15 protein-coding genes are annotated in these 16,926 nt (G+C 62.1%); 6 read left to right on the forward strand and 9 right to left on the reverse strand.

Annotated elements, in window-relative coordinates:
• Window positions 1–49: 49 nt before the first annotated feature.
• The 6 genes from ACFIQF_RS15580 to ACFIQF_RS15605 all read right to left on the reverse strand — a co-directional run bounded on the left by ACFIQF_RS15580 (window position 50) and on the right by ACFIQF_RS15605 (window position 5,408).
• Complete coding sequence (locus ACFIQF_RS15580) at window positions 50–526, reverse strand: YbaK/prolyl-tRNA synthetase associated domain-containing protein (protein WP_393944232.1); 477 nt, start codon at window positions 524–526, stop codon at window positions 50–52.
• Between the two features lie 2 nt (window positions 527–528).
• On the reverse strand, window positions 529–1,263 hold the full coding sequence (locus tag ACFIQF_RS15585; RefSeq protein WP_393944234.1) for an ABC transporter substrate-binding protein: 735 nt from the start codon (window positions 1,261–1,263) through the stop codon (window positions 529–531).
• 77 nt (window positions 1,264–1,340) lie between these two features.
• Window positions 1,341–1,730, reverse strand: coding sequence for an ectoine synthase (locus ACFIQF_RS15590; RefSeq protein ID WP_393944236.1), 390 nt, complete (start codon window positions 1,728–1,730; stop codon window positions 1,341–1,343).
• 12 nt (window positions 1,731–1,742) lie between these two features.
• A complete protein-coding gene (locus ACFIQF_RS15595; protein ID WP_393944238.1) occupies window positions 1,743–3,071 on the reverse strand; it encodes an amidase family protein in 1,329 nt (442 codons plus the stop codon).
• Entirely contained in the window at window positions 3,055–4,560 is a 1,506-nt protein-coding gene (locus ACFIQF_RS15600) for an amino acid ABC transporter permease/ATP-binding protein (protein ID WP_393944240.1), read from the reverse strand. The genes ACFIQF_RS15595 and ACFIQF_RS15600 overlap by 17 nt, the downstream gene beginning before the upstream one ends.
• A gap of 14 nt (window positions 4,561–4,574) precedes the next feature.
• Window positions 4,575–5,408, reverse strand: coding sequence for an ABC transporter substrate-binding protein (locus ACFIQF_RS15605; RefSeq protein ID WP_393944241.1), 834 nt, complete (start codon window positions 5,406–5,408; stop codon window positions 4,575–4,577).
• A 294-nt stretch (window positions 5,409–5,702) separates the two neighbouring features.
• Between ACFIQF_RS15605 and ACFIQF_RS15610 the strand changes: the two genes are divergently transcribed.
• Entirely contained in the window at window positions 5,703–6,554 is an 852-nt protein-coding gene (locus ACFIQF_RS15610; RefSeq protein WP_393944243.1) for an urea carboxylase-associated family protein, read from the forward strand.
• Between the two features lie 24 nt (window positions 6,555–6,578).
• Window positions 6,579–7,262: a GntR family transcriptional regulator gene (locus ACFIQF_RS15615; RefSeq protein WP_393944244.1), complete on the forward strand. Its 684-nt coding sequence runs from the start codon at window positions 6,579–6,581 to the stop codon at window positions 7,260–7,262.
• 82 nt (window positions 7,263–7,344) lie between these two features.
• Here ACFIQF_RS15615 and ssb read toward each other — a convergent pair whose 3' ends face one another.
• Window positions 7,345–7,950 (reverse strand): single-stranded DNA-binding protein, encoded by a 606-nt coding sequence (gene ssb / locus ACFIQF_RS15620; RefSeq protein ID WP_393944246.1) that lies wholly within the window; start codon window positions 7,948–7,950, stop codon window positions 7,345–7,347.
• Window positions 7,951–8,178: 228 nt separating this feature from the next.
• Window positions 8,179–9,372 carry an MFS transporter gene (locus ACFIQF_RS15625; protein WP_393944542.1) on the reverse strand — a complete coding sequence of 398 codons (1,194 nt, stop codon included), beginning with the start codon at window positions 9,370–9,372 and terminating at the stop codon, window positions 8,179–8,181.
• A gap of 391 nt (window positions 9,373–9,763) precedes the next feature.
• Between ACFIQF_RS15625 and uvrA the strand changes: the two genes are divergently transcribed.
• A complete protein-coding gene (gene uvrA / locus ACFIQF_RS15630) occupies window positions 9,764–12,928 on the forward strand; it encodes an excinuclease ABC subunit UvrA (RefSeq protein ID WP_393944247.1) in 3,165 nt (1,054 codons plus the stop codon).
• Window positions 12,929–12,941: 13 nt separating this feature from the next.
• Entirely contained in the window at window positions 12,942–13,400 is a 459-nt protein-coding gene (locus ACFIQF_RS15635; RefSeq protein WP_393944249.1) for a GNAT family N-acetyltransferase, read from the forward strand.
• 48 nt (window positions 13,401–13,448) lie between these two features.
• Here ACFIQF_RS15635 and ACFIQF_RS15640 read toward each other — a convergent pair whose 3' ends face one another.
• On the reverse strand, window positions 13,449–14,600 hold the full coding sequence (locus ACFIQF_RS15640) for a PQQ-dependent sugar dehydrogenase (RefSeq protein ID WP_393944250.1): 1,152 nt from the start codon (window positions 14,598–14,600) through the stop codon (window positions 13,449–13,451).
• Window positions 14,601–14,657: 57 nt separating this feature from the next.
• On the opposite strand from ACFIQF_RS15640, the gene ACFIQF_RS15645 reads away from it, so the two are divergent.
• Together ACFIQF_RS15645 and ACFIQF_RS15650 are read left to right on the forward strand one after the other, a co-directional pair.
• Window positions 14,658–15,848, forward strand: coding sequence for an NAD(P)/FAD-dependent oxidoreductase (locus tag ACFIQF_RS15645; protein WP_393944252.1), 1,191 nt, complete (start codon window positions 14,658–14,660; stop codon window positions 15,846–15,848).
• A 97-nt stretch (window positions 15,849–15,945) separates the two neighbouring features.
• Window positions 15,946–16,905 (forward strand): EamA family transporter, encoded by a 960-nt coding sequence (locus ACFIQF_RS15650; RefSeq protein ID WP_393944254.1) that lies wholly within the window; start codon window positions 15,946–15,948, stop codon window positions 16,903–16,905.
• Window positions 16,906–16,926: the final 21 nt, after the last annotated feature.

Raw genomic sequence — 16,926 nt, forward strand, 5'->3', positions numbered from 1 at the left:
AGCAACCTGTGGCTGTTTGCTAAAAGCACCGCGCAACCGGGCTTCAGGGCTAGACGCAGATCAAATGCTGCGCAGGTTGGGCAATGCGCACATAGTCGGCGCTGTTGAGCACCATCGAGCGGTCCAGCCGACCGGCGTTGAATGCGATCTCGTCATAACGGCTGAGCAAACCCGGGTCGACCACCAGCTGAATCTGTGGCGCCAGGCTGAAAGGCGGCACCGCGCCCATCACGCAACCGGTGAGCGCCGTCGCCTCTTGCGGGCTGGTCAAGGTCAGCTTCGGCAAGCCCAAGGCGGCCGCGAGTTTGCGGAAGTCCAGTTTCTGGTCACCCGGCAACACGGCCAACACCCAATGCTCTCCTTGCGCTGCGCTCTTGGTTTTGCACAGCATGGCCTTGGCGCCCTGGCCTGGTTCGGTGCCGCGAATGCGCGCCACCTCGTCAGACTTGCCTTCGGCCGAATGCTCCAGCACCCGGTAGCGCGCGCCGTGGCTGTCCAGCAGCTGCTGCAATTGCTCAAACACCATGCTCAGCCCCGCAGCGGCGCCACGCTGGCGCCCTGGATCTGGTGCCGCGCCAGCGCCTCGGCCACAAAGCCGGAGGCCTTGGCCTCTTCGACAAAATCGCCCAGCCACTGCGCCACCGCCGGATCGCGCCCCTTGGGCACGCCCATGGCCTGCTGAATCACCATGAAGCGCCCGGGCAACATGCGCAGATCGCTGCGCTGCGCCACACTGGCTTCCAACTGGGTTTTGACGCCGGCAGCCACATCGCCAGTGGGCGCCAAAAACACATCCACCACCGCCGGCGAAGTAGGCGCACGCACAATGCTCGCGTGTTTCAGCTCGCGCGAGAGGTAGAGATCGTAAGCACTGCCCTGCCCCACCACCACGGTGTGGCCGGCCACATCGACCTGGGCGTTGTCCGTCAGCGGCGAATCGCTGCGCACCATGTATGCGCCTTCGATCAGCACATAAGGTGCAGAAAAAGCAATGCCGGCACCGCGCACCGGATCTACCGCAAAAAAACCGAAATCGGCCTGCTCGTGGGTCACCGCATCGACCGACTTGGCCGCCGCCTCAAACACCTGCAACTCCAGCGGCAAGCCCAGCCTGGCCGCCAGCTGCTGCGCCAGATCGATGGACACGCCCGCCGGTGCGCCATCGGCCTGCAGCCGCGCAAGAATCGGGTTCCCCACATTGATGGCCGCGCGCAGGCGGCCCGTGGGCGCAAAAGCGGAAACAAGATCGGCAGTCACGGTCATGGTGTGGCTCGGTATAAAACAAAAGGCCTGCATGCGCAAAGCGATGCAGGCCAAGATTACAGCACGGACCTTGTTTTTCAGCCCAGATCCGGGAGATAGCTGCCATCGGCATCGTGGGTCTCCTTGCCGCTCAAGGGCGGGTTGAAGACACAGACCAGGCGCAGATCGCCCTTGGTGGCACGCAAGATGTGCTGATCGTGCTTGTCCAGGGTATAGATCGTGCCCGGGCAGATCGGGTGTACCGTGCCGTCTGCCAGATTCACCACTTCGCCCTCGCCCTCAAAGCAGTAGTTCGCTTCGATATGGTGTTTGTAGTGCAGCTTCAGTTCCGCGCCTTCGAAAACACGGGTTTCATGCACGGAGTAGCCCGCACCATCGCGCTTGGTCAGCAAACGCAGGCTTTCCCAACCCGGGCCTTGGGCATGGAACTCGGTATCAACAATGGATTGGCTGGTGGTCACCAACATGGTGTTCTCCTTTCAAGTGTTAGAAATAGCAATGGTCTTGAGCTGCGACTCCAGCTGCAGAGCCCATGCCAGCAGTTGTTCATCGGCCTGGTTCTGGCCTGTCAACAAAATGCCCATCCAGGCAAATGGCTCGGGCAGAGGCAAGCTGATGCTGGGCAAATCCAGCCGATTGGCAGGCTCGGTCAACGCAAACGATCGTGCGTTCAGTGCGAGGTAGCGCTCCAGGTCTTCCAGCTCTTGCACCGTTGGCGGCGGCATGGGCACGGTGGGGGACAAGACCAAGGCCGCGTCTCCGAGCTCAGCCGTGAACGCGTTGCGCAGTTGCTCCAGCTCTTGGCAAGCGCTCAGGTAGTGGGCGGCCAGCACCTGCTGGCCTGCCAAAATCCGCGGCCCCACTTTGGGGTCGTAAGCAGCTAGCGAAGTCTGCAAACAGGCCTGATGCGCAACAAAGGCCTCTGCGGCGATGATTCCACCGGTGCGAGCCACACCGGGCGCACGCTGCCAGCTTTTCAGCTCACGCACTTCGACGGTGTACCCGCTTTGCTGCAGATACGCCATCACCTGTTCAAACGCGCTTCGCACTTTCTCGTCAAGCAGCTCCAGCATGTGTGCCGGCACCAGCAACAGAGGCGTTTGGCATTGCTCTGCCGCCCGCTGAGGCAAGGGCAGAGCAGCCACTTTGTCCAGCTGAATGCAGGTGGCGACGTCTCTGGCGATGAATCCCGGCACGTCAAAGCTGGTGGACAGCTTCTGCATTCCCCCATCCGCATAGCGGTGTTTGCTGGGCTTGAAACCCACCACACCGCAAAATGCCGCAGGAATACGCACCGAGCCACTGGTGTCGCTGCCCAAGGCAAAGGTCTGCATGCCTCGTGACACGGCAACCGCTCCACCGCTGGATGAGCCCCCCGAGACCCGAGCCTGGTCTGCCAGCGTGGTGCACAGCGGCGTGCCATAGGTGCTGTTCTGCCCTAACGCGCCGTAGGCGAACTCGGTCATATTGTTATGCCCCAGTAAGACCGCACCAGCCTCGCGCAGCCTGGCCACCAAGGGCGCATCTGCGGTTGCGGCAGCACTGTCTGCCAACACCTTCGAGCCCGCATGGTTGACCCAACCTTGCACGTCAAAACAGGCTTTGACACCAAATACCTGGCCCTGCAATGGCAAAGACATGGCGCCACGGGCACGCAAGGCGTCGACTGCACGCGCTTCGGCGCAAGCATCCTCTACCCGCAAGCGAGTGAAGGCCAGAGAAGCATCGCTCGCAAACGCGTCCAACATTTCTGAGCAGCTGCGCAGCTGCTCGGTGCTGCACTCTGGCCGATCAAAGGACATGGACATGGTGCAAGAACTCCTGAATGCGTTTGTCATCGCTGGCTTTGATTTCGGCGGGCGTGCCCTCTTGGAGCACCGAGCCTGCATCCATGAACAGGATTCGGTCCGAGACGTTGAACGCAAAGTTCATCTCATGGGTGACGATGAGCATCGTCATGCCCTCTTGCGCCAAGCCCTCAACCACCTTCAACACCTCGTTGACCAGCTCCGGATCCAGCGCCGAGGTGGGCTCATCGAACAACATGATCGATGGATGCATGGCCAGTGCCCGCGCAATGGCTACCCGTTGCTGCTGCCCGCCTGAGAGCTGGTGCGGGTACTTGTTGACATGGGCGAGCATCCCCACTTTCTTCAGCAAACCCAGCGCCTCTTGCTCCAACACCTGCTTATTGCCACGGCCGTGGTATTGCGGCGCCAGCATCACGTTCTGCAGCACGGTCTTGTGCGGGAAAAGATTGAAGCTCTGGAACACCATGCCAATCTCCAAGATCAGCGGGCCTGGCTCCTGTTGTTTGCCGCTGCTGACAGCTTGCAGAAAAGGCTGACCGGCCAACTTGATCTGTCCGCCGTTCAACGCCTCCAGACCATTGAGCGTACGAATCAGCGAGGTCTTGCCTGAACCCGATGGCCCGATGATGGAGACCACCTCGCCAGCCTGAATCTGCAGATCGATGCCCTTGAGCACTTCGTGACTGCCATACAGCTTGCGGATCCCGCTGGCTTCCAAAGCGGGGGCGCCATGGCCCTGGCGCTGCGGGCGGCTCTGCCCCAGGCAGGCTTCGTCGATGCGGATCTCGTCGGCATTCACCGGCTTGGGAGCACGTCGCAAAATATTCATGTGCGACTCCAGCCAGGCCAGCATCTTGTCGAAGAAGGTGACAATCAGCACGTAATACACGGCCACGGCCAGCATGGTCTCGAACACCAGAAAGTTCTGCGTATAGAGCCGCTGTCCGACCAGCAAAATCTCGGCCAGAGAAATCACCGATACCAGCGAGGTCAGCTTGACGATGGTGATGAACTCATTGCTCAAGGTGGGCAACGCAATGCGCAAAGCCTGTGGCACCACGATCAAGCGCTGGATGCCCGCATACCGAATCCCCAGCGCACGCCCTGCCTCAATCTGCCCCTTATTCACCCCGATCAAGCCACCCCGGTGTATCTCGGCAATAAAGGCGGTCTCACTCACCACCAAGGCCACCAGACCGGCATAGAAAGGGTTCGACAAGACGCTCGCCGAGGCCGGGAAAATCTGGGGCAAGTTGTAGACAAACACCAGCAGCACCAACAAGGGCAAGCTTCTGAAAAACCAGATATAGAGCCCCGCTGCTTTGCGAAACAAGGGCTTGTCGGACTGCTTGGCCAAGGCCAGCACAAAGCCTGCAGCAACGCTGAGCAACCAGGTCAGCACACTCAGCTGCACCACCACCCACACCGCCTGCCAAAAATCACGATCGGCAAACAGACTGAAGGCGTACTTCCAATCAAACTGCATGTCTGGCTACCGGTTTATTTGGCGGTTCCCGCCAGCGCATCACGAACATCGCTCTCGGACGGAGCTTCCAAACCGTACTTGCTGAGCAAGGCTTGGTACTCACCACTGGCCTTGGCGCCATCGAGCGCCTTGCTCAGCAGGCCCTTCAGCTCCGACGCGTCTTTGTGCAAACCCACACCAATGACCATGGGGTAGATGACTTCGGTCGAGCTCACTTTGAGGCCGCTGTCCTTGCGTGCGGCCAAGCCATGGGCTACGGCGGCGTCTTCCATCAGCAGATCGGCCGCTTTCGACTTCAGCGCCATCAACGCTTCCGGGGTGGTGGGAAATTCCAGAATCTTGATGTCGCCCGCGTTTTTCGGCTTGCAGTTTTCTGCCGAGAACTTGTTGAGCTTGGGCGTCCAGGATGCGCCCTTGATGGTGGCCAGGCGCTTGCCACACAAGTCTGCAATCTGTGCCGGGGCATAGGTACTGCCCTCCAAGACCAAGAGCGACGAGCCGGTTTTGAGGTAGGGCACGTAGTCCACCAGTTTGGCGCGCTCAGGCGTCACAAACAGGGCGGACGCCACCGCATCGAAGCGCTTGGCACGCAGCCCCAACACCAGGTCGGCAAACCGGGTATCGAGGAACTCCGGCTTGAGTGACGCGTGTTTGGCGAGCAGGTAGGAGAAATCCACATCAAAGCCCGCTGGCTGCCCCTTCTCCATGAACGCGTAGGGCGGATAAGTCAGATCCGAGCCAACGGACAACACTCCCGCCTTGATGGTTTGGGCCTGAGCCCCCGCCAGCCCCGCCAAGGCAATGCTTACCGCGCCCAGGGCTTGTTTGAAATGGAATTTGCAGTGCATGTGACCCCCATGATTGTTCAACACATTTTCGAAAAACAAAGGTAGTTGAAGCTGATTTCCACAAATCAATTGTTCAACAATTGAAATGAATTTTTTGTCATATCAGCTCAATGCACCATAGGACTTTCCCTAGATAGAGCTGTTTATTTTTTCGAAAAACAAGATAAATTGATTGTTTTTCAACAGAAATTTATGAACATCCTTTTGTCATCTGCAGGAGACCCAAGACGCCAAAGAGAAAATTTTATAGAATAATTGTTGAACAACGTAATTCAACCCAAGGAGCCCAACACCATGTCCAACTATCCCGCCGCCTATCAAAAAAGCATGGCCCCCCAACTGGCCGTGAACCAGGACTTCTATGCACAAATCGCCCAAGCCGTTGGTGCCAGCCAGCCGGTGCAAAGCCACGTGGTACCGATCCGCAGCGGCTTTGCCTGGCAGGTAAAGGCCGGACAGGTCTTTCGCATCACCACCCTCGAAGGCCCGCAAGTGGCGGACTTCAACATGTGGAACCTGCACAACCCGCGCGAGCGCATGTGGGCCTCGCGCACCCGCCAATTGCAAGCAGCCCATGTCACCACCTATGACCGGTTGTGGTCCAACCTGCCCTATCTGCGTCCCATGGCTACCATCACGCACGACACGCTGGCCCACTACGGCATCGATGGCGACGGCGGCCGGGTTCACGACCTGCTGGGCACGCGCTGCGATCCCTATGTCAACAAGCTGTTGTCAGGCGAGGAGTTCCACTTTCACTGCCACTCCAATCTGACGCGGGCGGTCATTCCCTATGGCCTCAACGAGCTGGATGTGCACGACGTGCTGAACGTCTTCCAGGTCACGGGCTTGAATGATTCCGACGAATACTTCATGAAGGCCTGCCCGGCGCAAAAAGGCGATTTTTTGGAGTTCTTTGCTGAAATCGACCTCTTGTGCGCACTCTCAACCTGCCCGGGCGGCGATCTGTCCATCCCGATGTGGGGAGAAGATGCGCGCGACCCCATCGATGTCTGCCGCCCCCTGGGCGTGGAAATCTATGATGTCGACGCTGCGCTGCTGCAATCCTGGAGCTCGCCACCCGTTGCCGACTACCAGGGACACCACGGCATGCAACCACAACAAGTGCATTGGCAAGCGCAGTAAATCATTTGGCGACCTGGAGGAGACATGCCACCTGCAAACGAGAAGGTTTCGGTCATTGACCGCATCCATCGAGAGATCCGCGACGACATTTTGGAAGGCAAACGCCCGCCGGGTCAGCCCTTGGTGGAGATGGACCTGTGCGTGCAATACGGCGCTTCGCGCAACAGCATCAGAGAAGTCTTGCACCAACTGGGCAGAGAAGGCCTGGCCACCTTTGTGCGCAACAAAGGGGTGATGGTGCGCACCATGCAGCGCAAGGATCTTCGGGAGATCTACGTGGCACGGCGAGCACTGGAAATGCAAGCCGTGTTGGGCGGTACACCGCTGAGCGCAGCCGTGCTGGAGCGCATGCAGACTGTCACCGAGTCGGCCGAGAAAGCCCATGCCGCTGGCAACTGGCGCAAGGTCGGCACGCTCAGCCTGCAGTTCCACCAGTTGCTGGTATCGCTGATCGGCAGCGAGTTGCTCGATGACTTTTTTCTGACGCTTTGCGCACAGTTGCGCCTGGTCTTCTCTTGCGAGGACCGCGAAGAAAACATCCAAACCATGGACTGGATCGACAAAGAGCGCAAGATTGCCCACTTGCTGCGCAAAGGTGAGCGCCAGGCTGCGGCGGCCGAGTTGGAAGACTATCTGAGCCTGTCAGAAAAGACCCTGACCCAGGTGGTCATCCGCTGGACCCGCAAACAACAAGCAGAGTTGTCGTAAAGCCTTGCCCGCCCAGTAAAAAGACCCGCAGCACTTGGGTGCAGCGGGTCTTTTTTATGGGCCTGGCAGAGAGACGTGCCGGTTAGAACGGAATATCGTCGTCCATATCGTCAAAGCCCGAGGCTGCACGGGGGGCCGGGGCGGGCATGGGTGCGGGGGCTGGGCGCTGCACTGGGGCGGGCGCTGCCTGGCGCGGTGCCATTTGGGGCGCTGGCGCGGGAGCGCGGCGCTGTTGGTAGCCACCTTGGTTACCACCCTGGTAGCCGCCTTGATTGCCACCTTGGTCGCCGTAACCGCTGTCGCCGTAGCCGCCGTCGTCATAACCACCGCCTTGGCCGCCGCCCTGGCCTTGGCGGCTGCCCAGCATTTGCATGGTGTCGGCTCGGATTTCGGTGGCATAGCGCTCTTGGCCGCTGGCCTGGTCGGTCCACTTGCGGGTGCGCAGGCTGCCTTCCACATACACCTGGCTGCCCTTGCGCAGGTACTGGCCTACGATTTCGGCCAGGCGGCCGTTGAAGACCACGCGGTGCCACTCGGTGGCTTCCTTGTTTTCGCCGGTGTTTTTGTCGCGCCAGCGGTCGGTGGTGGCGATGGTGACGTTGGCCACCTGGTCGCCACTGGGGAAGGTGCGGATTTCAGGATCGCGGCCGAGATTGCCGACGATGATGACTTTGTTGACGGATGCCATGTTGCGCGTATGTCCTATGAAAAATGGGCGCCTACTATGCGTTGGCAGCCTGGCTGGCACTGCGGCCATCAAGCGCCCATCACTGCTGAAAAAACAGGATCGTATCCTAACCCAAAGCTGCGGGACTTTTGTCTGCTTCTCAGGCCAAACCACTACTCGGCTTGAACTTATTTTGCATTGCTGTGCCAGCGCTTACTTGCGCAGCTGCCAGCACAGCAACAAGCTGCCTCAGTGCGCTGCGCCAGCGCCCGCGTGGCGCCCTATCGGCTGGAGTTTCCAGGTCAGCGCCAGCCACAGCAGCACCAGAACAGCGGTGCAAGTGAACAGACCTGTGGTGCCCGCCCATTTGTCGATGGCACCGCCCAGCGCACCGCCGGCAAACAGGCCCAAAGACTGCAAGGTGTTGTAGCAGCCCAGCGCTGCACCGCGCAGCGGCGCAGGCGCCATGCGCGACACCAGGCTGGGTTGGCTGGCTTCCAGCGCGTTGAAGCCGCAGAAGAACAGGAACATCAGCAAGGCAATGCACCAGATGGTCGGGATGGCACCGCTGGCGGACAGCATGCCCAGGCCCACTTGCACCACCAGCACCAGGCCGATCGAGCCCAGCAAGGCAAAGCGCAAGCGGCCTTTGCGCTCCAGCGCAAACAACCAGCCCATGGCCAGAAACGACAGCAGCACCGCTGGCAGGTAGATGTGCCAGTGCTCGGCCTTGGGCAAACCAGCAGCCACCAGCATGGCCGGCACTGCCACCCACATGGCCATTTGCACGGTATGCAGCACAAAGACGCCGGCGTTCAGGCGCAGCAGATCGGCGTGCTGAAACACGTCGCGCAGGCTGCCACGCGGGCCTTCGTTGTGCGCAGCCGTTTCGGCCGGCACCACCCACAGCACCACGGCAATACCGCCCAGCGCCAAGCCGCAAGTCAGCAGAAACAGCCCCGACAAACCGATGTGCACCACCAGCAGCGGGCTGATCACCAGCGCCAGCGCAAACATCAGCCCGATGCTGGCGCCGACCAAGGCCATGGCTTTGGTGCGCACGGCATCGCGGGTCTGGTCGGCCAGCAAGGCGGTAACGGCGGCCGAGACGGCGCCCGCGCCTTGCAGTGCGCGCCCGATCAGCAGCGTGTGCAGATTGCCCGCCATGGCAGCGAGCAAGCTGCCGGCCGCAAACACCAGCAGGCCCGCCACGATGACTTTTTTGCGCCCCCAGCGGTCCGAGGCCATGCCCAGCGGCAGCTGGCACAGCGCCTGCGTCAGCCCGTAAATGCCCATGGCCAGGCCGACCAGGGCCGGATCGTCGCCACCGGGGTATTTGCGCGCCTCCAGCGCAAACACGGGCAAGACCAGAAACAGCCCCAGCATGCGCAGCGCAAAGATCAGCGCCAGACCGACGCTGGAGCGGCGCTCTTGCGGCAGCATGGCAGTGGCAGAAGAGGAGGAACGGCTGGAACGAGACAAGGGAGAAAAAGGCAGAAGTGGGTGGGCAGAAAAAGCTGAAACCGGCTGACAGCGCCGTGCGGGCCGCCTGCGCGAGCAGGCTGGCAGCCAGGGTTGCAGCCCGCCAGTGTAGGGCGCTGCCACAAGCCTTGCTGCCGCCGGGGTTCCAGCCCTGCTGCCGCTGCTAGCAAAAAGCATAGCTACCCAGGCTTGCATGGCCTTCCATTTCTGGCTTTTCACTGCTGGATGCAGGCGGCAAATCCCACCGCACTCACTCGCTTTATCCGCAATCTGCATGCCGCGATAGTGGCAACACCACGCGCAATTCGGGCACTCTGGCTATCATGAGGGGTTTTGGTTTTTGCCGCCGCCCATGCCACCACGCAACGCTTCAGCCTCTTCTGCCGCCATCGACTTGCGCGCCGAGCTCAACGAGCCCGCTGGCGAGCAGGACGACAGCCGCTACCTGGGCGCCCGGCTGGCGCACAGCCGTATTGCGATCCGCGGGGCGCGCACGCACAACCTCAAGAACATCGATCTGGACATTCCGCGCCACCAGCTGGTGGTGATCACCGGGCTGTCGGGTTCGGGCAAATCCAGCCTGGCGTTCGATACCTTGTATGCCGAGGGCCAGCGCCGCTATGTGGAGAGTCTGTCGGCCTATGCGCGCCAGTTTCTGGGCCGGCTGGACAAGCCCGATGTCGATCTGATCGAAGGCCTGTCGCCGGCCATCAGCATCGAGCAAAAAGCCACCAGTCACAACCCGCGCTCCACCGTGGGCACGGTGACCGAGATCCACGATTACCTGCGCCTGCTCTACGCCCGCGCCGGCACGCCGTTCTGCCCCGACCACAACCTGCCGCTGACCGCGCAGACCGTGAGCCAGATGGTGGATGCGATTTTGGCGCTGCCCGCCGAGACCAAGCTGATGGTGCTGGCCCCGGTGGCACGCGGCAAAAAAGGCGAATTTGTCGAGCTGTTTGCGCAGATGCAGGCGCTGGGCTATGTGCGTTTTCGCGTCGACGGCCAGATGCTGGAGCACGAGGCGCTGCCACCGCTAGCCAAGAACGAGAAGCACGATATCGACGTGGTGATCGACCGCGTCAAGATCCGCCCCGATCTGCAGCAGCGCCTGGCCGAGAGCATTGAGGCCGCACTGCGCGTGGGCGGCAACGAAGGCAATGGCCGCGTGCTGGCGGTCGAGATGGATACCGGCAAGGAGCACCTGTTCAGCAGCAAATTCTCCTGCCCGATTTGCAGCTACGCCCTCGCTGAGCTGGAGCCGCGCCTGTTTTCGTTCAACTCGCCGCACGGCGCCTGCCCGTCTTGCGACGGCCTGGGCGTGCACGAGGTGTTCGATGTGGAGCGCGTGGTGGCCTTCCCCACGCTGAGCTTGGCGAGCGGCGCCATCAAAGGCTGGGACCGCCGCAACGGCTACTACTTTGCCATGCTCGAGAGCCTGGGCCGGCACTACAAGTTCGATATCGAGCAGCCGTTTGAAGCGCTGCCGGACAACGTGCGCCAGGTGGTGCTGTACGGATCGGGCGACGAAGAAATTGCCTTCAAGTACGAGCTGGCCAGCGGCGAGAACGCTGGCAAGATGGTCACCAAAAAGCACCCGTTCGAAGGCATTTTGCCGAACATGGCACGGCGCTACCGCGAGACCGATTCGAGCATCGTGCGCGACGAGCTGGCCCGCTACCAAAGCGTGCAGCCCTGCCCCGATTGCCACGGCGCCCGCCTGCGCCGCGAAGCGCGCTTTGTGCGCGTGGGCGATGGCGACGAAGCCCGCGCTATTCAGGACATCAGCCACGTCACGCTGAGCGAAGCCTACGACTGGTTCAGCCACGTTACCCTAAGCGGCGCCAAGGCCGATATTGCGGCGCGCGTGATTCACGAAATCCGCACCCGCCTGCAGTTCTTGAACGACGTAGGCCTGACCTACCTGAGCCTGGACCGCAGCGCCGAAACCCTGTCGGGCGGTGAGGCTCAGCGCATTCGCCTGGCATCGCAAATCGGCAGCGGCCTGACGGGCGTGATGTATGTGCTGGATGAGCCTTCCATCGGCCTGCACCAGCGCGACAACGACCGCCTGATCGCTACCTTGCAGCACCTGCGCGATATCGGCAACAGCGTGATCGTGGTGGAGCACGACGAAGACATGATGCGCGCGGCCGACCAGATCATCGACATGGGCCCGGGCGCTGGCGTGCACGGCGGCCAGGTCATGGCACAAGGCGATTACGCGGCCATTTGCGCCAGCCCGCAATCGCTCACCGGCCAGTATTTGAGCGGCAAAAAATCCATCGCCGTTCCAGCACACCGCACACCTTGGCTGCCGGTGCTGGCCGATACGGTGGGCGCGCCCGTGGGCAAGCCCGCTGGCGAGAAAGCCGAATCGCATTTCCCGACCGTGCAAGCGTCGCTGGACAAAAAGAAGGGCGGCAAAAAGCTGACCGCCAGCGCGCCCAACACGGCCAGTGCGGCCACTGCAGCCGTCAGCGCTTTTGACGGCCAGCATATCGACCCGCGCAAAGTGCAAACCCTGCGCGTCATCGGCGCCAGCGGCCACAACCTGCACGATGTGACGGTGGACTTCCCGGTGGGCCTGTTCACCTGCGTCACCGGGGTTTCCGGCTCGGGCAAATCAACACTCGTCAACGACACTTTGTACGCGGCGGCGGCGCAAAAAATCAACCGCGCGCAGGCCGATATATCGCCTTACGAAGAGATCGAAGGGCTGGATTATTTCGACAAGGTCATCAACGTCGACCAAAGCCCGATCGGCCGCACGCCGCGCAGCAACCCGGCCACCTACACCGGCCTATTCACGCCCATCCGCGAGCTGATGGCCGAAACCAATACCGCCAAAGAGCGCGGTTACGGGCCGGGACGCTTCAGCTTCAACGTGGCCGGCGGCCGCTGCGAAGCCTGCCAGGGCGACGGCATGGTGAAGGTGGAAATGCACTTTTTGCCCGACGTTTACGTACCTTGCGACGTGTGCCACGGCCAGCGCTACAACCGCGAAACACTGCAAGTGCAGTGGAAGGGCCAGAACATTGCGCAGATTCTGGACATGACGGTGGAGGACGCGCACGCCTTTTTCAAGGACGTGCCGACCATTGCGCGCAAGCTGCAAACCTTGCTGGACGTAGGCCTGTCGTACATCCGCCTGGGCCAGAGCGCCACCACCTTGTCGGGCGGCGAGGCACAGCGCGTCAAGCTCGCGCAAGAGCTGAGCAAACGCGACACCGGCCGCACGCTCTACATTCTGGACGAGCCCACCACCGGCCTGCACTTTGCCGATATCGATCTGCTGCTGAAGGTGCTGCACCAGCTGCGCGACGCGGGCAACACGATTGTGGTGATTGAGCACAACCTCGACGTCATCAAAACCGCCGACTGGGTGATCGACATGGGCCCCGAAGGCGGCGCAGGCGGCGGCCAGGTAGTAGCGCAAGGCACGCCCGAGCAAGTGGCCGCGCACCCGGAAAGCCATACCGGGCGGTATTTGGCGCCGTATTTAGCCACCTCTTGAATCTTCAGCATCCATGACTCTGAGTTTTCGCACCGCCACCCTGGCGGATCTGCCCGCCATCATTGCCTTGCTGGCCGACGACCGCCTCGGGCGTGAGCGCGAAGTGCTGAGCGACCCGCCAGACAGCCGCTATGTGAGCGCTTTCGAAGCCATTGCGGCCGATGCCAACCAGCGCCTGGTCGTGGCCGAGCAAGCGGGGCAAGTGGTGGGGACTTTGCAAATGTCGTTCATCCCCGGGCTCTCGCACAAGGGCGCCTGGCGCGGCCAGATTGAAGCGGTGCGCATTGCATCCAGCCTGCGCGGCAGCGGCGCTGGCCAGCAGATGTTTGCCTGGGCGCTGGCCGAGTTCAAAGCACGCGGTTGCGATGTGGTGCAGCTGACCACCGACCAGTCACGCACCGATGCGCAGCGCTTTTACCAAAAGCTGGGCTTTGTGGGCAGCCATCTCGGCTTCAAGATCCAACTGGCATAAACCATAGGCCGCCGCTGGCATGAACCTGCCAGCGCCAGCGGCGTAGCTTCAACCACCATTGCTGGGCAGCAAGCGCAGCAGCTTGCCATTGGGGCCATCAGTCAGCAGGTACACCACGCCATCCGGGGCTTGGCGCACATCGCGGATGCGCTCGCCCAAGTCGGCCAACAAGCGCTGCTCGCCGGTGATGCGCCCGTCTTTGACCGTGAGGCGCGACAGGCTGCGCGACTTGAGGCCGCCCACCAGCAAACTGCCTTTCCAGGCGGCGCCGTAGCGATCGGTGGTGACAAAAGCCATGCCCGACGGCGCAATGCTCGGCACCCAGTAGTGCAAGGGCTGTTCCATGCCGGCTTTTTGCGTGCCTTCGCCGATCTTGCCGCCGCCGTATTCCTCGCCATAAGTGATGACAGGCCAGCCGTAGTTTTTGCCCGGTTGCGGGCGGTTTACCTCGTCGCCGCCTTGCGGGCCGTGCTCGTGCATCCAGATGGCGCCGTCCGGGCCCAAAGTCAGGCCCTGGCTGTTGCGGTGGCCCCAGCTGTAAATCTCGGGCAAAGCGCCGGCTTTGCCTACCAGCGGGTTGTCCTTGGGCACGCTGCCGTCTTTGGCAATGCGCACCAGCTTGCCATGGTGGTTGTCCAGGGTTTGCGCGTCGTGGCGTTGCGAGTAGCGGTCGCCCAGGCTCAAGAAAAGGCTGCCGTCTTTGGCCTCCGCGATGCGGCAACCAAAGTGGGCGCTGCTTTTGACCTTGGGGCGCTGGCTGAACAGCACTTTCAGCTCTTCCAACTGGCGCTCGTTGGCGGCGATGCGCGCCGTGGCCAGCGCGGTGCTGTTGGTGTCTTTGTCCGCACCAGGTTCGCTGTAGCAAAAGTAGATGCGGCGGTTGGCTGCAAACTGGCTGTCGGCCACCACATCGAGCAAGCCGCCCTGGCCGCCATAGGCCACCGGTGGTACGCCTTGCAGTTCGGCCTGCTTCTGGCCCTTGGCGTCCAGCAGCCACAATTTGCCAGGGCGTTCGCTCAGCACAAAGCGCTGGTCGGGCAAAGGCGCAATCGCCCAAGGGTTGGCCAGGCCTTCGGCCAGCACCTCGGTCTTGGGGCTGGCGGGCTGGGCCCAGGCGCTGGCGGCCAGGCACGCGGCTGCGGCCAAGGCCAGTGGACGCAGTGGGCGCGTGGAAAGCGGTGGGAGAGAGTGCAATGCCATGGCTGCTCCTTGTCTTAGTGGCGTCAAAGGACTGTTGCAAACAGTACCATGCGAGGCATGAATAGCAACAACAGTTCCCCTGCCCAGACGGCTCCTGCGGTCTGGGATTTTGTCGTGATCGGCGCCGGCATGGCCGGCAGCTCCACCGCCTGGCAATTGGCCAGCCAAGCCAGCGTGCTGGTGCTGGAGCGTGAATCGCAGCCCGGCTACCACACCACCGGCCGCTCGGCCGCCTTGTTTGAAGAACATTACGGCCCCGCCCAGGTGCAAGCGCTGACCCGCGCCAGCCGCGCTTTTTACGAGCAGCCGCCCGCCGATTTTGCTGACCACGCCCTGGTCAGCCCGCGCGGCGTGTTGTATGTGGCAAGCGCCGAGCGCCTGCCGCAGTTGCAGGCCGAGTACCAGAACGTGCTCCAGCATTCGCCCCAGGCTCGCTGGCTGGATACGCCAGCGCTCCAGGCCTTGTTGCCGGCGCTGAATACTGAGGTGCTGGTGGCCGGTTTTACCGACGATGGCGCCCGCGATATCGACGTGCACAGCCTGCATCAAGGCTTTTTGCGCGGCCTGCGCCAGCGCGGCGGCCAGTTGTGGACCGACGCCAATGTGCAAGCGCTGCAGTGGGATGCCGCGGCGCAGACCTGGGCCGTGCAATTAGCTGATGGACGCAGCGCACAAGCCCGCCATATCGTTAACGCCGCTGGCGCCTGGGCGGACGTGATGGGCCAACTGGCTGGCGCGCAAAGCATCGGGCTCACGCCCAAGCGCCGCAGCGCCTTTACCTTTGCCGTGCCCGAGGGCATGGACGCGCACAGCTGGCCTGCGGTGATCGATATCGACGAGCAGTGGTACTTCAAGCCCGATGCCGGCCAACTGCTGGGCTCGCCCGCCAACGCCGACGCCACCACGCCGCACGATGTGCAGCCCGAAGAGCTGGATATCGCCATCGGTATCGACCGCATCATGCAGGTGACGCAGTTCGATATTCGCCGCCCCAAACACACCTGGGCTGGCTTGCGCAGCTTTGTGGCCGATGGCGAACTGGTGATTGGCTGGGACGCGCAGGCGCCGCAGTTTCTGTGGGTGGCAGCGCAAGGCGGCTACGGTATCCAGAGCGCGTTCGGCTATTCGCTGCTGGCATGCAACCTGGCGCTGCGCGAGCCGCTCGATGAGCGCTTGCTCGCCCAGGGCGTAGACGCGCAGGCCTTGTCGCCCCAACGCTTGCCCGCTGCAAAACAAACCAGCAATTAGGCAGTAATTTCATAGCAATACCGCAGCGCCAGCAAGGCGCTGTGCTTGCTTTTACACTGGCAAAAAAGACAAAAAACCACATAACAACAAGCCGCCCATGCCTTCTTCGCCTGCGCCCTCGCCGTCTTCAGCCTCCTCGTCTTTACCGTTTCGCTCCACCGATTTGCTGCTTGCCCTGGTAGTGGTCGTGGTCTGGGGCGTGAACTTCGTCATCATGAAATGGGGCCTGCGCAGCCTCACGCCTTTCCAGCTGGGCGCCATGCGCTATATCTGCGCGGCTTTTCCGCTGGTGCTTTTTATCAAGCCGCCCAAGGTGCACTGGCGTTGGGTAGTGCTCTTTGGCCTGCTGCAAGGCGTGGGCCAGTTCGGCTTTTTGTTCACCGCGCTCAAGGTGGGCATGACGGCATCGCTCGCCAGCGTGATCTTGCAGACCCAGGTGTTTTTAACAGCCGTCTGGACCTGGATTTTGCTGCGCGAGAAGCCGGGCCGCCCGCTGGTGGCCGGCATGGGCATTGCGGCTCTGGGCCTCGGTTGCCTGCTGATCAACGAGCTGCGCAGCAACGGCACTGGCGGCACCAGCCTGCTCGGCTTGTTGCTGGTGGTGTGTGCAGCCACCTCGTGGGCCTGTTCGAACGTGGTGGTGCGCCTGGCGCAAAAGGAAAACGCCGGTTACGACCCGGTGGCCTTCATCACCTGGAGCAGCCTGATGCCGATCGTGCCCTTCATCGCGCTGAGTGCCTGGTTCGACGGCGGCGTGGAGCAATGGTTGCACGCCAGCACCTGGCAGCAGATTCCGTGGCTGGCCTGGGCATCGATCGCCTACCTGGGCTGGGTAGCCACCACGCTGGGCTACGGCCTGTGGACCAAGCTGATCCAGCGCTACTCAGCCAACCGCGTGGCGCCTTTCAGCCTGTGCGTGCCGGTGATCGGTTTGACCACCGGCATGCTGGCGCTGGGCGAAACCGTAGCGCCCTGGCAATGGGCCGGCGCTGCGCTGGTGGTACTGGCGCTGGTGGTGGTGATCTGGGGCGGCAAGCTGGCCGCCCGCAAGCGCTGAACACGCAAAAGCAAGCTGCGG

Origin of the sequence: Comamonas trifloxystrobinivorans, assembly GCF_043359985.1 — a bacterium.
In the GTDB taxonomy this organism is placed as follows: domain Bacteria; phylum Pseudomonadota; class Gammaproteobacteria; order Burkholderiales; family Burkholderiaceae_C; genus Comamonas; species Comamonas trifloxystrobinivorans.